This is a genomic window from Bacillus mobilis, assembly GCF_001884045.1.
Lineage (GTDB): Bacteria > Bacillota > Bacilli > Bacillales > Bacillaceae_G > Bacillus_A > Bacillus_A mobilis.
In genome coordinates this window covers 1-13,618 of record NZ_MACF01000046.1, presented here as the reverse complement: position 1 = coordinate 13,618, position 13,618 = coordinate 1, and the positions used below count along the sequence as shown (strand labels likewise).

Here is a 13,618-nt window from a genome sequence, read left to right as displayed (position 1 = left end):
TATACTCACTCCCTATAGCATCATTTTTGCTTTCGTGAATACATGCTGTAATTCTTCCATCGATAAGTTTTCTTTTTCTAAAGATGCAAATAGTTCTTTTAACTCGATATGACGCTTTTGATCCTCTAATGCTGCAATATCATATTCTAGCGGAACGTGTTTTACCTTTACATTCGCTTTTTCAAATAACTCTACTGCATATGGATGATTTTTATAATCCTGCGCATAATAAACTGCCGTAATACCACTTTGAATAATCGCCTTACAACATTGCAAACAAGGGAAATGCGTAACATAAATTTCCGCTTCCTCCGTTTTCACACCAAACTTTGCACATTGTAATAAAGCATTCATTTCTGCGTGAATGGTACGAACGCAATGATTATCAATAACGTAGCACCCGTCATCTATGCAATGCACGCCACCTTTAATTGAACCATTATATCCACCAGCAATAATTCGTTTATCACGAACGATTGTCGCTCCTACTGCAAGCCTTGTACATGTACTACGTAAAGATAGCAAATGGCTTTGCGTCATAAAATATTGATCCCATGAAATTCGTTCCATCTTTTTCACCTACTTTTTTGTCTACTTGTAGTGTAGCGAATGAAGAAAAACTTCGTCAATCTTTTACGGAATAATAATTTGATCTTTTATTTTTTCCAATGACTTCACACCAATCCCATCAATCTCTAACAAATCTTCTATTTTCTGAAACGGACCACGTTCCTCTCGATATTTCAAAATACTTTCTGCTTTCCGAGAACCAATGCCTGTAATTTTTTCAAGTTGCTCTTTAGAAGCTGCATTTATTTGAACTTTCCCCTCTCCCTTTGAGGCAGCAGCTGCTTCTTGCACTTGTTCGTTTTTATTCGGTATATAAAGGATCATTTGATCTTGTACCATTTGCGCTAAATTTACCTTCATCCTATCTGCCTCGGGCAAAAAACCGCCTGCCTTTTCAATGGCATCCTTGACCCGATCCCCTTCTTTCATTTCATAGACCCCCTCTTTAACAACAGCCCCTTTCATATCAATTACAATTATTTTTTTCTGCTCTTTTGCAGCCGATATTTTCGGTTTACTTTTTTTCTCTATCTCTTTCGCTTGCACATCCGTTGCAATGACCGCTCGCTCTGTGTACTGGTTTGTTTTCCAAAAAAGAAGAAAAAGTACAGTTCCAATAATAGCTACTAATCCCAACCATTTCTTTGGAAAATCCCACATCATTTTTCACCTCTAATCATAAATTTATAACATCATTCATATTGTTTAGGAGAAAGCTGTTACGAAGGAGGGATGAAACATTGAACATAGGAATTATAGGGACAGGAAACATGGGGAATATACTAATCGATGCATTTTTAGAAACCCGTGTTGTCAAACCTTCGTGCCTTACAATCATTAATCGAACGCCCGCCAAAGCATATCATATAAAGGAAAAATACCCTTCTGTTCATATAGCCAAAACTATTGATGAGGTAATTGAACGATCACATCTTATTTTTATTTGTGTAAAACCGATAGATATATACCCGATCTTACAAAAATACGCTGAACATTTTTCTGATGAAAAGTGCTTAGTTTCTATCACAAGTCCAATATCTCCATCACAATTAGAGACACTTGTACCTTGCCACGTTGCCCGTATCATTCCGAGTATTACAAACCGTGCCCTGTCTGGCGCATCACTATTTACATTCGGAAGTAAATGCTCTGAAGAGTGGCAACAGAAACTATTTCGCCTATTCAAAAACATTTCTACTCCCCTTGTAATAAAAGAAGATATAACGCGCGTTTCATCTGATATAGCAAGCTGCGGCCCTGCATTCTTTAGTTATTTATTACAATCTTTCATTAACGCTGCTGTAGATAAAACAAATATTACACATGAAGAAGCCACTACTTTAGTAAGTGAAATGGTCGTTGGAATGGGGAAACTACTTGAAAAAGGGATTTTCACACTGCCTACTTTACAAGACAAAGTATGTGTTAAAGGCGGCGTTACAGGAGAAGGCATTCGTGTTTTAGAAGAACATGTTGGGGATATGTTTCATAAATTAATTGAGCGAACACACGAGAAATTTGATGAAGATTTAAAATGCGTTGATCAGCAATTCAATAAACACACATAATAAATACGTCATCGTCATTCCAAATCCTTTTTATAAATATTTACTTTTTTACATTACATCTTTACTTAAACTAGCATTTTCATACTTCACGTATATCATCTTCTTATTATGCTAGAACGAAAATTACATCTTCTTTACAAAACAAAAGCAACCTCCTCGGTTGCTTTTGTTTTATCCGTTTTTCTTCGCCATGAAGAAAATACGCTCTGTTTGTTCTGTAACTTCAAGTCGCTCGAAGTCACCGGTCACGCGAAGCACTGTAAAACCAGCTTCTTCAAGCCATTTCGTTAACTCTTCAACCGGATATGCACGTTGCACGTGACATTCGTCAAAACGATGGTACACATCTTCTTCTGGGTCTTGAACAAAGAATGTTAAGTCATGTTCTACACTATTTGATTCTTCACCAGGGAAGCAATTCCAAATAAGAGATATTTCTTCTCCATTCACTGTGTATGTTTCATTTTGAAATACATGATGTATTTTATATAAAGAATGCACATCAAATAAAAACAAACCATCTTGACGTAAATGGTGAAACACTCTTCGAAATGTTTCTTGTACTCCATCTTCTTGCAATACATAATTTAATGAATCACAAAAGATCGTTACACAGTCGAACTCACCCGGAACATCCAGCTCTCGCATGTCTTGTTGGTAAAAAGGAATAAAATGTCCTTCTCCGCCTAGTTTTTGCTGAGCGACCGTTAACATTTCTTCTGAAAGATCGACACCGATTAAATCGTAACCCTTTTGTACAAGCGGAAGTGTTACATTACCAGTACCGCATGCTACATCAAGAATCTTCGCCTCTTTCATATCCGCTTGCTGTAAACTTTCCTCTGTGAATTCCACCCATTTATCATAAGGAACATCATTCATTAGTTCGTCGTACAACAATGCAAATTGTTCGTATTTCATTGGTCTAGCTCGTCTGTAATATCTTCACGCGGCACATCGCCCCAAAGACGCTCTAAATTATAGTGATTACGCTCATCTTTATGGAATACATGAGCAACTACATCTCCAAGATCAACTAATACCCAACGCGCTTCGTCGAAACCTTCCATACGTTGTACGTCGATTTGGAACTCATGTGCTTTTGATTTAATTTCACGCGCAATTGCTTGCACTTGCTTATCTGAGTTACCGTGACAAATAATAAAATAATCTGCAATTGGTGAAATACCTTGCATATTTAGGACAACCATATCTTCTGCTCTCTTATCATCAGCCGCTTTTGCTGCTAATACTAATAAATCTTTATCTTTCATTTACTAATTTCCTCCTTGATAACTGCGTTGTATGTTTGGAATGTTAATGGATAAATCGTTTGATTTTTTTCCATTAAAAATTGAATTGTTCGCTTTAACGCAAATAATAAAGCTTGATTTATATCCATATATGCGAGTTTACGAGCTTCCTCCACACCTGGAAACTTTCGCCCAGGCTCAATGTAATCAGCTACATAAATTACTTTATCTAACATCGTCATGTTCTCATGACCACTTGTATGATATGTAATAGCTTGCAGGATTTCGGGATCCGTAATGCCTACTTCTTTTTCTACTAAGTATGCCCCAACAGGTGCATGCCATAACTCTTTGTTATAACAAAGTAAATCTTTCGGCAAATCTTCACTTTTAATAATCTCTTCCATCTCAGAAATCGCTCTACACTTCGCATAATCATGGAATATAGCTGCAACTTCAGCCTTTTTTTCATCCACACCGTATAACTTAGCAAGTTCAATTGCTGTCTCCATTACACCAATTGTGTGTATATAACGTTTTTCATGCATTTGTTGTTTGACAATATGAAGTGCTTTCTCACGATTCATACAACCCATTCCTCTCGATATACACCTGTACTTTTTCAGGAAGTAAATATTTACATGTTCTCTTCTCTTTATATCTCTCACGCAATAAAGATGAAGAAACTGCAAACTCCGGAATTTCCACAGTAGTGATAGGATAAGGTGTACGCAATGTATAACCAGGTCTTGCAACCCCAACAAACGTCACAAGATCGAGTAACGCTTCAATGTTATACCACTTCGGTAAATACTCAACCATATCTCCACCAATAATAAAGTGAAACTGCACATCCGGATACTTCTTCGTCAATTGTAACATAGTGTCATACGTATAAGATGGGCCCTTCCTGCTTAGCTCTTCTAAACAAATAGAAAAATGTTCTTCCGCCTCAGTCGCAAGCTCTAACATTTGCAAGCGATTTTCTACACTTGTAATATTCCGCCCTTGTTTATGCGGTGGAATTTGGTTCGGTAAGAACCATACTTCTTCTAAATTCAAAGCATGATATACTTCATTCGCAATTAGCAAATGACCATAATGTGGCGGATCAAACGTACCGCCAATGATGCCAATTTTTCTCAAAAGAAACGCCCCTTCCTTTTACGTACAGCAACTCTCTTCATTCCTATCCGAAGAGAGTTCACTGTTAATAAAAGTTCAATTGGTTTCGCTCTCTACATCATTACGCACTAACGATAAAAATAGCGTATGCTAGTCTTTTTATCGTGGAAGTTTAATTTGTTTATTTTCTCTAGATTCTTTGTATAAAACGATTGTACTTCCAATTACTTGAACGATTTCAGCACGTGCGCCTTGTGCAAGTTCTTCTGCAACTTCACGACGATCGAATTCACAGTTTTGTAGCACACTTACTTTAAATAATTCACGAACTTCTAAAGTATCTGCGATTTGTTTAATCATATTTTCATTTACTCCGCCTTTTCCTACTTGAAAAATTGGTGTTAAATGATGTGCTTGTGCACGTAAAAATCTTTTTTGTTTTCCTGTTAACATATATGTTAGCCTCCAAGCTTTCTTATAACTAATTGTTTCATTCTATCTATATTCGGTACACGCCCTGTCCACATTTCAAATGCAAGCGCTCCTTGATAAACAAACATATCAATACCATTTTGAACCACTGCACCTTGCTCTTTTGCCTCACATAAAATTTTCGTTTCAAATGGATTATAAATGATATCTGATACAATCGTCCCTTTTTTTAACGAAGAAATTTGTAATGGCGTATGTTCGACGCGTGGATGCATACCTATCGTTGTCGTCTGAATGATAATATCATAATTCCCTTGTTCTTCTGTTGCTTTTTCTAGCGATAAAGCAACAGAATGAACAGTAGCCGTACACGCAGCAATAAGTTCTTTCGCCTTATCTACTGTACGATTAGCTACATCAATCTCTTTCACACCTACATCAGCAAGCGAAAAATAAATAGCTCGACTAGCACCACCTGCGCCAAGCAATAAAATACGTTTCTCTTGAAGTGGTTCACTACTAATTGACTGCAATGCTCGGACAAAACCAATTCCATCTGTATTGTAGCCAATCAATTTTCCATCCTTATGAACCACTGTATTTACTGCACCAATTTGTTTTGCTAGGGGGTCAATCTCATCCAAATAATCCATAATAGCAACTTTGTGCGGAGTTGTTACATTAAATCCTGAAATACCTAATGCTTTTAAACCTCTTACTGCTTCCCCTAGCACTTCCTCTTTAACAAGAAATGCATGATAATGGGCATCCATATTCAAGTGTTCAAATGCATCGTTATGCATAACGGGTGATAATGAATGTCCAATTGGATTTCCGATTACACCATATAATTGTTTCATAAATCCCTCTCCATATTAAATTAAAGATTTACGCAATGAAACACTTACTCCTTTTGGTACGTGTGCAACAATTTTTGCCCCCGGTTCGTTCACAGTAACCCATCCTAATCCAGAGAATACAACATCCGTTTTTGGTTCACGAATATTAAATTCGTATTTCACTAACTCTGGCATATTTTCTAATTCTTCTGGTGTTGGCGGGCTTAGTAAATCCCCAGCATGATTTTTATACAATTCATCTGCTTTCTCGAGCTTTGTACGATGGATTGTTAAGCGATTCGAGAAGTGACAAGTAAATGCACGACGACCACCACTTACATAATCAAAACGTGCCAATCCACTGAAGAATAATGTTTGTTCTTCATTTAATTGGAACACCATTGGCTTAATTTCTTTTGTTGGTGTAATAAGCTTTAAGCTTTCTTTTCCAACATAATGAGCCATTTGATGGTGGTTAATAATACCCGGCGTATCATATAAAGAAGATTCTTCGTCTAACGGAATATCAATTAAATCAAGTGTTGTTCCTGGGAAATGAGATGTTGTAATTACATTTTCAGTCTCATCACTAAATTCTTTAATCATGCGATTAATAAATGTTGATTTTCCTACATTCGTACATCCAACAACGTAAACATCTTTTCCGCCGCGGTAATACTCAATAGCATCTGCCAGCTCAGCAATCCCTTGTCCCTTTGCTGCACTAATTAAAAAGACATCTTCTGGTTTTAATCCTAGCTGCTTTGCACTATAGCGCATCCAATGCTTTACTTTATCATGTTTTACTGACTTAGGTATTAAATCAGCTTTATTTCCAACAAGTAATACTTTATTATTTCCGACGAAACGATGTAAGCCAGGTAACCAGCTACCATTAAAATCAAAAATATCTACAATCTTAACTACTAATGCATCTGATTTTCCAATTCCGTTTAGAATACGTAGGAAGTCATCATCTGTTAATGATACATCTTGAATTTCGTTGTAATGCTTCAAGCGAAAACAGCGTTGACAAATTACTTGTTCTTTCTCTAAAGATGAGGCAGGAGCATATCCTACTTCATTTTTATCTTCTGTTTGAATTTCTACACCGCAACCAATACATTTAATTGTTTCAGTCAAACTTTATTCCTCCCAGTTAATTAAACCTTTTTTCTTCATATTTCTCATAATTCTTCGTTCAATTTTCCGATTAAAGCGCGTTACTAATCCGTCCGTTTGTGCTACCGGTACAACTAAAATCGTATGAAGTCCCACTCGGTTTCCACCTAAAACATCCGTTAGTAACTGATCTCCAATTACTACAACTTCATCTGGTTGCAGTTGCATCTCTTGTATCGCACGCTTAAATGCACGAACAAATGGTTTGCGCGCACTATGAATAAACGGAATACCTAATGGATCAGCAAAGTCTTTCACACGTTGCTCATTATTATTTGAAACGACCGTTACTTGAATGCCTTGCTCTTTCATTTTCAAAAACCATTCTTCAAGTTGTGGCGTTGCATTTGGACGATCCCATTCAATTAACGTGTTATCTAAATCAGTAATAACACCTTTAATTCCACGTTTTTTCAAATCTTCTGGTTGAACATGATATACATTTTTCACATATTCGTTTGGTAAAAATAGCTTCAATTTCTTTCACCTCTTTGAGGAGTTTTCATAAAAATTTTTCGACAACATATTTCGATATATGACCTGTGGATAAAATTGTACACATTTTCCACATTAATTTTTCAGTCAATTTGGAATTTACTAACAATCTATACACATTTTATCCACCTAGGTATGTGGATAACCACTCGTTTGTGACTGTCATATTTTTTTGGTACATTAAATGCAACAACGAATCAATCCTTAAATTATTAGGAGGTGACTCACCTTGAAAACAAAATATATGGAACAGTTATCTACTGAGTTACTCACTGAGTCTTATTATAAAGCAAAAGAACTAAAATTAAATCCCGACTTCATTTTACTTATAAAACAAGAAATGATTAGACGCTCATTAGAGGACAAGCTTGTCAAATCGTCTTGATTACATATAAAGTGAAATTTTAACTAGCTAACTTGTAAAAAGAGCCATCCTGCGATGGCTCTCGAATAAACAAGTACTCCCATCTAGGGAATTTCATCATTAAGCATCTTTGTCCATAACTCTTACTTACAGTTATAAAATGTTTTCTTTACTTATGAGCCAATCGAGTAGCAATTTTTTCACCAAGACGAAGCTCTTGTCCACTCTTCAAATTCTGCACTACTTCTATCATATCTTTTTCAAACAATAACACAACTGTTGAACCAAATGTAAAGTATGCCATTTCTTCACCTTTTTGAACAGTGTCTCTTTCATGCAGCAGCTCAATACTATTAACAAACATAGCTCCTACTTTTACAAGTGCCATATGTTCACCGTCACTATTTACTTCTGTAACAGAGCGATAATTTTTTGACAATGGCTCTTTCCCGTATTCCATACCAGCTGCATTTACCGGATATGATTTTCTACCGAGTACAAATCTTTCAGTCACGGATCCCGAAAGCGGACTATGAATACGATGATAATGACTTGGGCTTAAATAAATAACCATGTATGTACCACCTGCATATCGCTGTGCACGTTCTTCATTACCTAGCATATCCACGATTGAATAACGCTTTCCTTTAATATCAAATGTTTTTGTGTCCTCAATAGGACCGTGATCAGCAAAAACACCATCAACAGGACTAACGATACTCGATGCATCTGTATCAATACTACGCTTTCCTTCTTTTAGCTTACGCGTAAATAGTTCATGCAATGTTCTATATTCCTTCAAACCCTTTTCCATCTCATCTTGATTAATTTGAAAAACTTTCGCATACGATGGAATAATGATAGAGCTCAAACGAGATTGTGCAAATTTACGTAATATATAAGAAGTAAAACGACCATTTGTAAGTTCGATCATAAGTCGATATAATGTACGTCGCAAATTGCGAAACCTCCTAATCAGCCTATAACTTTAGCTTCCCCTTCTTTTCCTTCTATATCATATGTAAAATTGGTTCTTATTCCCACATATCATATAGAACTGCCATATTATACATGCGGAAAACTAAGTATGGTATTATTCTTAAATTGTTTAGCACCCTCTAATATTACAGATAGAATCCGTCATTTTCAACAGTGAACATAGATTTCTTCTGAACACAACTCTTTTTCTTCCCTAATTTCCAAACAGAAAAGCAGCCCATTTTAAAATAAGGCTGCTTGTAATGTACATTATTCTTTCGCTTTTTTCTCTTTCTCAGCTCTTACAAATTCGTGGAACATTTTCATTAAAGCGCGCTTTTCAATTCTTGATACGTAGCTTCTGGAAATACCAAGTGCCTTTGCAATCTCTCGTTGCGTTTTCTCCTTATCAAGCCCCAGTCCAAAACGCTTCACGATTACTTCTTTCTCTCGTTCGTCTAAAATATCGATATACTCTTTAATCTTTTCTAACTCCATACTAAGCTGGATCATATCAATTACATCTTCAGACTCTGACTTTAATATATCAATAAGCGATATTTCATTCCCCTCTTTATCTTGCCCGATTGGATCATGAAGTGAAACGTCTTTTTTCGTTTTTTTCAGTACACGTAAATGCATCAAAATTTCATTTTCAATACAGCGTGCTGCATACGTCGCAAGTTTTGTGCCTTTTCCTGCCGAATAGCTCTCGATTGCTTTAATGAGCCCAATTGTACCAATTGAAATTAAATCTTCTGCATCTTCCCCTGTGTTTTCAAATTTTTTAACGATATGAGCTACAAGCCGTAAATTATGTTCAATTAACAGATTTCTCGCTTGAGCATCACCTTGCTCCATTAACTCTAAGTACTTTCTCTCATCGTCTGACGATAACGGCTGCGGGAACGCATTATTCTTCACATAAGAAACAAAGACAAACACTTCTCGAACCATATATCCAATTGCGGCGAATAGACTCAAACCTTTCACCTCCGCCAAAATAGTGGTCTTTATTATGTGTATGTGGGCGTGAGGTTGTTTGTGTCTGTACGATATCATTCCAACATCTTTTTAAGCATAATTCTTGTCTCACAAAGCTTTGCTACGTATACTTAAACAACAGATAGGAGGATAAAATATGAAACATTTTATTACCTTCTTGTACCTGAGTAGCTTGTAAGAGATGAACTCCTTGTACGCTCTTGCAAGCTGCTTGTACTACAAGGAGGGATTACAAATATGAAATTTAAAAGAACACGTGCTTATACAAGACACCAACGTCAACGTACAATGCGCCGAAAGATGAATATCGTAAAACATGCCTGGGGATATACGCCTGAAATTGCCGGTATTTTTGCAAAAGGAAAAGTCCACTGTTCTTGTGGAATGTGTACAACCAAGTGGCGAACAGACGGACCACCTGCTAGTGTACAGAAGTGGTTATACAAAATTGATACATATGAAAAATAATCGTTCTTTCTAAAAAAGGTCTTCCCTCGAAGACCTTTTTCCCTATTTAAAGACTTATTTACTCCAAATTCCCTCTCCAGTATGCGCATCAATATAACGAATTTCTCGACTACACTCGAAAGGTTCTTTACAATTTTCATCTGTCGTTTGTTTATACAGTAATTCGTAGTTCGTTTCCTCTACATCATTCTCTAAAAACCATTCCAAATGAACTCGCATGGCCCCTCTGTATACTTCTAACGCTTTTTCCTTTGTTACTTTTGGTATTGTTTCGTATGTAAGTAATTCTTTTATAAAGTTGCTAGATTCTCCTGAATAATGCATCACAGCCCCATTCTCGGTATTAATGTTGATCATAATATATTTTCTCTCTACATGAATGTCATTTACATATATTGAAAAGGAAAATCTCTCTATCCCCTCTTCCTCTTCATAATTATCCCAAAGCTGAACATACTTTGTTACATTCGGGATAATATGCTCCAAAAATTGAAGTGCTTTGTCTAAACATTGGTCTCTTGATAAGAGTGTTTTCCTTTCTTGCTCATCCGTCCACATTAGACAGGAAAGTAATTGATTTGTTTCTTTATCTAAAGTAATTACAACGAAGTTATCATGTTTCAATATCGGGGAATACTTTTTATAGAATTCCTCCATTGAATATGCATCTTTCTCTTTTCTTTCTTTTTGTAATTCTTCCTTCAGTACAAATTTCATCTGAATTTCATACTTATCCTCTTTTTCATCTACTTTTATAAATTTTTCTTTATCCCAATCTAATAAATCGAGCACATCTTTTCTTTCACTATTTTTTATCGCTTTAACAACTGGTGCTGAAGAAGCTATTCTATAATGATCTGGTCCAAACAAATCTTTACCTGTACTTGCTTTAATAAACGCATGACTAGGTTCTGGTTCATATACAAGATGGTACCCTTTTACTTCCTCTCCATTTCCATACTCACATGAAGAGTGTGTTAAATCCACAAATACAAGTCTCATATCTTGTCTAGCTTTCAAGTTTTCTAAAACGACGTTCTCTTCAACGATTTCACTTGGCCATAAAGGTTTTTTCTCGATAGCTTTTTGTCCATTATAACGGAAATGCACAACATTACCTGAAGGATGAACTTGCACAACACACCCTGTATTCGGCAATGGGTAGCCATTCACTTCTTGCATATAATTTACTTCTTTCCGACCACGCCTGCAGTCCTTAACCGTTTCATATGTATAAAACTCATATCCTTCTTTTGAATATTTTTTTAAGAATGCATTTGCAATCTCTCTTGCTTTATTCTCCTCTAGTGCTTTCATATCGCTCGAAAAAGAATTTTCATCATCTATACTAAATTCAATTAAATTACCAGTATGTCTATTCAACGTAATTTGTATCGTTCTCTCCTCATCCTCTTTATGCTCCCACCATAATAGATGATACGGGTCATCCACGCCTTCTTGATCATCTACAACAAGCCTATAATCATCTGGAATATCAATCATATAAGCCACTTGCTCTTTTCTTTCTTTATCTTTTTGATTCATCATACCTCTCCTCTTATTACAATTTAAGGTAATTATAACAAATAAAAAAGACTAGAGATTATCTCTAGTCTTCTACTTCGTCTCACGATGTAACGTTACTCGCTTTAATCGCGGGCAATATTTTTTTAATTCGATGCGCTCTGGATTATTTCGCTTATTTTTTTTAGAAATATAATTACGATCACCGCACTCCGTACAAGCTAGTGTAATATTTACACGCATATGTCATTCTCCTTTCTTTCAAAGATCGCAAACTAAAACGTAATGATTACGATTTATACATTATATAACTTTATTCCATTTGTCAATTATAAAAAAAGACAAAAATCTGAAACAATTAGTTCATACGAAATTCACACGAATCTATTACTATAGGAATTGTACATAGTGAACTTATTAACAATCACGTTTATTCATATAGAATCTTACTCGAAAGGAGTTGAAAGTATGAAAACTAAATATCGTTTTATGATCTCATCATTTGCCGCTTGCGCTTATATGCTTTGGTATTTAGTATAATAACAACCTCACTTGTAAATAGGAAAAGGTGTGTATATAAATGGAATATAATCAATCAACAGTTAACTACTGGAAAGCTTTTGTACTACCATATACATTTGCTTTAGAAGAGTTAAAAACTAAATTTGAAATTATGAACCGGGAAGCCCAATTTTTAGAGGATTACAACCCGTTTGAACATATAAAAACAAGATTAAAACAACCTGAAAGTATTATTAAAAAACTTGAGCGTAAAAATTTATTACCGACAATTGAAAATGCGCAGACGCATTTACAAGATATCATCGGCATTCGTATTACATGTTGCTTCGTAGAAGATATTTATCATTTAAAAGAAGTCATTCAAAAGCGTGAAGACATGGAAATCATAGAGGTAAAAGATTATATCGCTAATCCAAAGGGAAACGGCTATAAAAGTTTACACATGATTATTAAATATCCTTTATCACTGAATTCTGGTACAAAAGAAGTCTTTGCAGAAATTCAGTTACGTACACTTGCAATGGACTTCTGGGCAAGTTTAGAACACAAACTTTATTATAAATATGAAGGGAAAATACCTGAGTATTTAAAAGATGAACTACATGACGCAGCAATGAAAGCTGAAGACCTCGATAATAAAATGGCAACAATCCGCCAAGATATTGATGATATCGAAGCATGCTCAAATCAAATTATGTTACCGCTTTGAACTACTCACCACTTAACGTCCTTACGGACTGTTTGAAGTGGGAGATTCCTAAGTACAGAAGCCTAGTGGCTTCTAATTCATTAGGCTATCCCCGTAGTTCCTACGGTTAGAAGCCTTAAAGCTTCATTTTTAAGATTGATACTTGCGTTAATATCTCTGTCGTGATGACTATTGCACGCAGGACAATCCCATTCACGAAGATTTAGATTCTTAACGTCTTTATTTTGATACCCACAACAAGAACATAATTGGCTTGAAGCAAATGTTTTGGATACCGGAATGACTTGCTTTCCATACCATTTTGCCTTGTATTCTAGCATCGTTCTAAATTGTGACCAAGATACTTCACTAATCGCTTTTGCTAACTTATGATTTTTTAACATATTCGATACTTGCAAATCTTCTATACCGATAACATCGTGGTTTTTGATGATTTCAGTTGAGATTTTATCCAAGTAATCTTTTCTAGCATTAGCTATATATTCATGAATTCTAGCTACCCTTACTCGTTGTTTGTTCCAGCGAGAAGATCCTTTCATTCTTCTAGAAAGAACACGCTGTGCTTTTGCCAACTTCTCTTCCAA

General features: G+C 35.7%; 19 protein-coding genes. 4 read left to right on the top strand and 15 right to left on the bottom strand.

Annotated features, from left to right (window positions below; translation table 11 throughout):
* Positions 1–12: 12 nt before the first annotated feature.
* Complete coding sequence (locus tag BAQ44_RS05065) at positions 13–570, bottom strand: ComE operon protein 2 (RefSeq protein ID WP_061677282.1); 558 nt, start codon at positions 568–570, stop codon at positions 13–15.
* Between the two features lie 63 nt (positions 571–633).
* Positions 634–1,233, bottom strand: a complete 600-nt coding sequence (locus BAQ44_RS05060; protein WP_071721111.1) for a helix-hairpin-helix domain-containing protein — start codon at positions 1,231–1,233, stop codon at positions 634–636.
* Positions 1,234–1,310: 77 nt separating this feature from the next.
* On the opposite strand from BAQ44_RS05060, the gene comER reads away from it, so the two are divergent.
* A complete protein-coding gene (gene comER / locus BAQ44_RS05055; RefSeq protein ID WP_071721109.1) occupies positions 1,311–2,138 on the top strand; it encodes a late competence protein ComER in 828 nt (275 codons plus the stop codon).
* Positions 2,139–2,309: 171 nt separating this feature from the next.
* Here the strand turns inward: comER and BAQ44_RS05050 are convergent, their stop codons facing one another.
* The 8 genes from BAQ44_RS05050 to BAQ44_RS05015 form a co-directional block, all read right to left on the bottom strand.
* Positions 2,310–3,059: a class I SAM-dependent DNA methyltransferase gene (locus BAQ44_RS05050; protein ID WP_000873065.1), complete on the bottom strand. Its 750-nt coding sequence runs from the start codon at positions 3,057–3,059 to the stop codon at positions 2,310–2,312.
* Complete coding sequence (gene rsfS / locus BAQ44_RS05045) at positions 3,056–3,412, bottom strand: ribosome silencing factor (RefSeq protein WP_000653203.1); 357 nt, start codon at positions 3,410–3,412, stop codon at positions 3,056–3,058. Before rsfS ends, BAQ44_RS05050 begins: the two co-directional genes overlap by 4 nt.
* On the bottom strand, positions 3,409–3,978 hold the full coding sequence (yqeK, locus tag BAQ44_RS05040) for a bis(5'-nucleosyl)-tetraphosphatase (symmetrical) YqeK (RefSeq protein WP_061677275.1): 570 nt from the start codon (positions 3,976–3,978) through the stop codon (positions 3,409–3,411). The genes rsfS and yqeK overlap by 4 nt, the downstream gene beginning before the upstream one ends.
* The gene (gene nadD, locus BAQ44_RS05035) at positions 3,968–4,537 is read right to left on the bottom strand and encodes a nicotinate-nucleotide adenylyltransferase (RefSeq protein ID WP_001226041.1); all 570 of its coding nucleotides are present in this window, start codon (positions 4,535–4,537) and stop codon (positions 3,968–3,970) included. The genes yqeK and nadD overlap by 11 nt, the downstream gene beginning before the upstream one ends.
* 138 nt (positions 4,538–4,675) lie before the next feature.
* The gene (gene yhbY / locus BAQ44_RS05030; RefSeq protein WP_000955226.1) at positions 4,676–4,969 is read right to left on the bottom strand and encodes a ribosome assembly RNA-binding protein YhbY; all 294 of its coding nucleotides are present in this window, start codon (positions 4,967–4,969) and stop codon (positions 4,676–4,678) included.
* A 5-nt stretch (positions 4,970–4,974) separates the two neighbouring features.
* On the bottom strand, positions 4,975–5,808 hold the full coding sequence (gene aroE, locus BAQ44_RS05025; protein WP_061677273.1) for a shikimate dehydrogenase: 834 nt from the start codon (positions 5,806–5,808) through the stop codon (positions 4,975–4,977).
* A gap of 15 nt (positions 5,809–5,823) precedes the next feature.
* On the bottom strand, positions 5,824–6,930 hold the full coding sequence (yqeH, locus tag BAQ44_RS05020; RefSeq protein ID WP_000140794.1) for a ribosome biogenesis GTPase YqeH: 1,107 nt from the start codon (positions 6,928–6,930) through the stop codon (positions 5,824–5,826).
* A gap of 3 nt (positions 6,931–6,933) precedes the next feature.
* A complete protein-coding gene (locus BAQ44_RS05015) occupies positions 6,934–7,446 on the bottom strand; it encodes a YqeG family HAD IIIA-type phosphatase (protein WP_000765309.1) in 513 nt (170 codons plus the stop codon).
* A 247-nt stretch (positions 7,447–7,693) separates the two neighbouring features.
* Here BAQ44_RS05015 and sda point away from each other — a divergent pair, with 247 nt between their 5' ends.
* Complete coding sequence (gene sda, locus BAQ44_RS05010) at positions 7,694–7,849, top strand: sporulation histidine kinase inhibitor Sda (protein ID WP_000853283.1); 156 nt, start codon at positions 7,694–7,696, stop codon at positions 7,847–7,849.
* A 148-nt stretch (positions 7,850–7,997) separates the two neighbouring features.
* Here the strand turns inward: sda and BAQ44_RS05005 are convergent, their stop codons facing one another.
* Both BAQ44_RS05005 and sigK read right to left on the bottom strand, forming a co-directional pair.
* Positions 7,998–8,786 (bottom strand): phosphatidylserine decarboxylase, encoded by a 789-nt coding sequence (locus BAQ44_RS05005; protein ID WP_063260778.1) that lies wholly within the window; start codon positions 8,784–8,786, stop codon positions 7,998–8,000.
* Positions 8,787–9,076: 290 nt separating this feature from the next.
* Positions 9,077–9,790 carry an RNA polymerase sporulation sigma factor SigK gene (gene sigK, locus BAQ44_RS05000; protein WP_000051382.1) on the bottom strand — a complete coding sequence of 238 codons (714 nt, stop codon included), beginning with the start codon at positions 9,788–9,790 and terminating at the stop codon, positions 9,077–9,079.
* A 258-nt stretch (positions 9,791–10,048) separates the two neighbouring features.
* Between sigK and BAQ44_RS04995 the strand changes: the two genes are divergently transcribed.
* A complete protein-coding gene (locus tag BAQ44_RS04995) occupies positions 10,049–10,279 on the top strand; it encodes a hypothetical protein (protein WP_063260777.1) in 231 nt (76 codons plus the stop codon).
* A 54-nt stretch (positions 10,280–10,333) separates the two neighbouring features.
* Here BAQ44_RS04995 and BAQ44_RS04990 read toward each other — a convergent pair whose 3' ends face one another.
* Together BAQ44_RS04990 and rpmG are read right to left on the bottom strand one after the other, a co-directional pair.
* On the bottom strand, positions 10,334–11,827 hold the full coding sequence (locus BAQ44_RS04990) for a YcdB/YcdC domain-containing protein (protein ID WP_071721106.1): 1,494 nt from the start codon (positions 11,825–11,827) through the stop codon (positions 10,334–10,336).
* Positions 11,828–11,896: 69 nt separating this feature from the next.
* The gene (rpmG, locus tag BAQ44_RS04985; RefSeq protein ID WP_001265617.1) at positions 11,897–12,046 is read right to left on the bottom strand and encodes a 50S ribosomal protein L33; all 150 of its coding nucleotides are present in this window, start codon (positions 12,044–12,046) and stop codon (positions 11,897–11,899) included.
* A 337-nt stretch (positions 12,047–12,383) separates the two neighbouring features.
* On the opposite strand from rpmG, the gene BAQ44_RS04980 reads away from it, so the two are divergent.
* The gene (locus tag BAQ44_RS04980; RefSeq protein WP_001978618.1) at positions 12,384–13,034 is read left to right on the top strand and encodes a GTP pyrophosphokinase; all 651 of its coding nucleotides are present in this window, start codon (positions 12,384–12,386) and stop codon (positions 13,032–13,034) included.
* Positions 13,035–13,114: 80 nt separating this feature from the next.
* Here BAQ44_RS04980 and BAQ44_RS04975 read toward each other — a convergent pair.
* On the bottom strand, positions 13,115–13,618 hold a 504-nt coding region (locus tag BAQ44_RS04975), incomplete at its 5' end, for an RNA-guided endonuclease TnpB family protein (RefSeq protein ID WP_131801847.1).

Excerpts from the sequence above, each read along its gene's own strand:
- BAQ44_RS05065 (WP_061677282.1), bottom strand. The coding sequence starts at position 570 with ATGGAACGAATTTCATGGGATCAATATTTTATGACGCAAAGCCATTTG.
- BAQ44_RS05060 (WP_071721111.1), bottom strand. The coding sequence starts at position 1,233 with ATGATGTGGGATTTTCCAAAGAAATGGTTGGGATTAGTAGCTATTATT.
- BAQ44_RS05050 (WP_000873065.1), bottom strand. The coding sequence starts at position 3,059 with ATGAAATACGAACAATTTGCATTGTTGTACGACGAACTAATGAATGAT.
- rsfS (WP_000653203.1), bottom strand. The coding sequence starts at position 3,412 with ATGAAAGATAAAGATTTATTAGTATTAGCAGCAAAAGCGGCTGATGAT.
- yqeK (WP_061677275.1), bottom strand. The coding sequence starts at position 3,978 with ATGAATCGTGAGAAAGCACTTCATATTGTCAAACAACAAATGCATGAA.
- yhbY (WP_000955226.1), bottom strand. The coding sequence starts at position 4,969 with ATGTTAACAGGAAAACAAAAAAGATTTTTACGTGCACAAGCACATCAT.
- aroE (WP_061677273.1), bottom strand. The coding sequence starts at position 5,808 with ATGAAACAATTATATGGTGTAATCGGAAATCCAATTGGACATTCATTA.
- BAQ44_RS04995 (WP_063260777.1), top strand. The coding sequence starts at position 10,049 with ATGAAATTTAAAAGAACACGTGCTTATACAAGACACCAACGTCAACGT.
- BAQ44_RS04990 (WP_071721106.1), bottom strand. The coding sequence starts at position 11,827 with ATGATGAATCAAAAAGATAAAGAAAGAAAAGAGCAAGTGGCTTATATG.
- rpmG (WP_001265617.1), bottom strand. The coding sequence starts at position 12,046 with ATGCGTGTAAATATTACACTAGCTTGTACGGAGTGCGGTGATCGTAAT.
- BAQ44_RS04980 (WP_001978618.1), top strand. The coding sequence starts at position 12,384 with ATGGAATATAATCAATCAACAGTTAACTACTGGAAAGCTTTTGTACTA.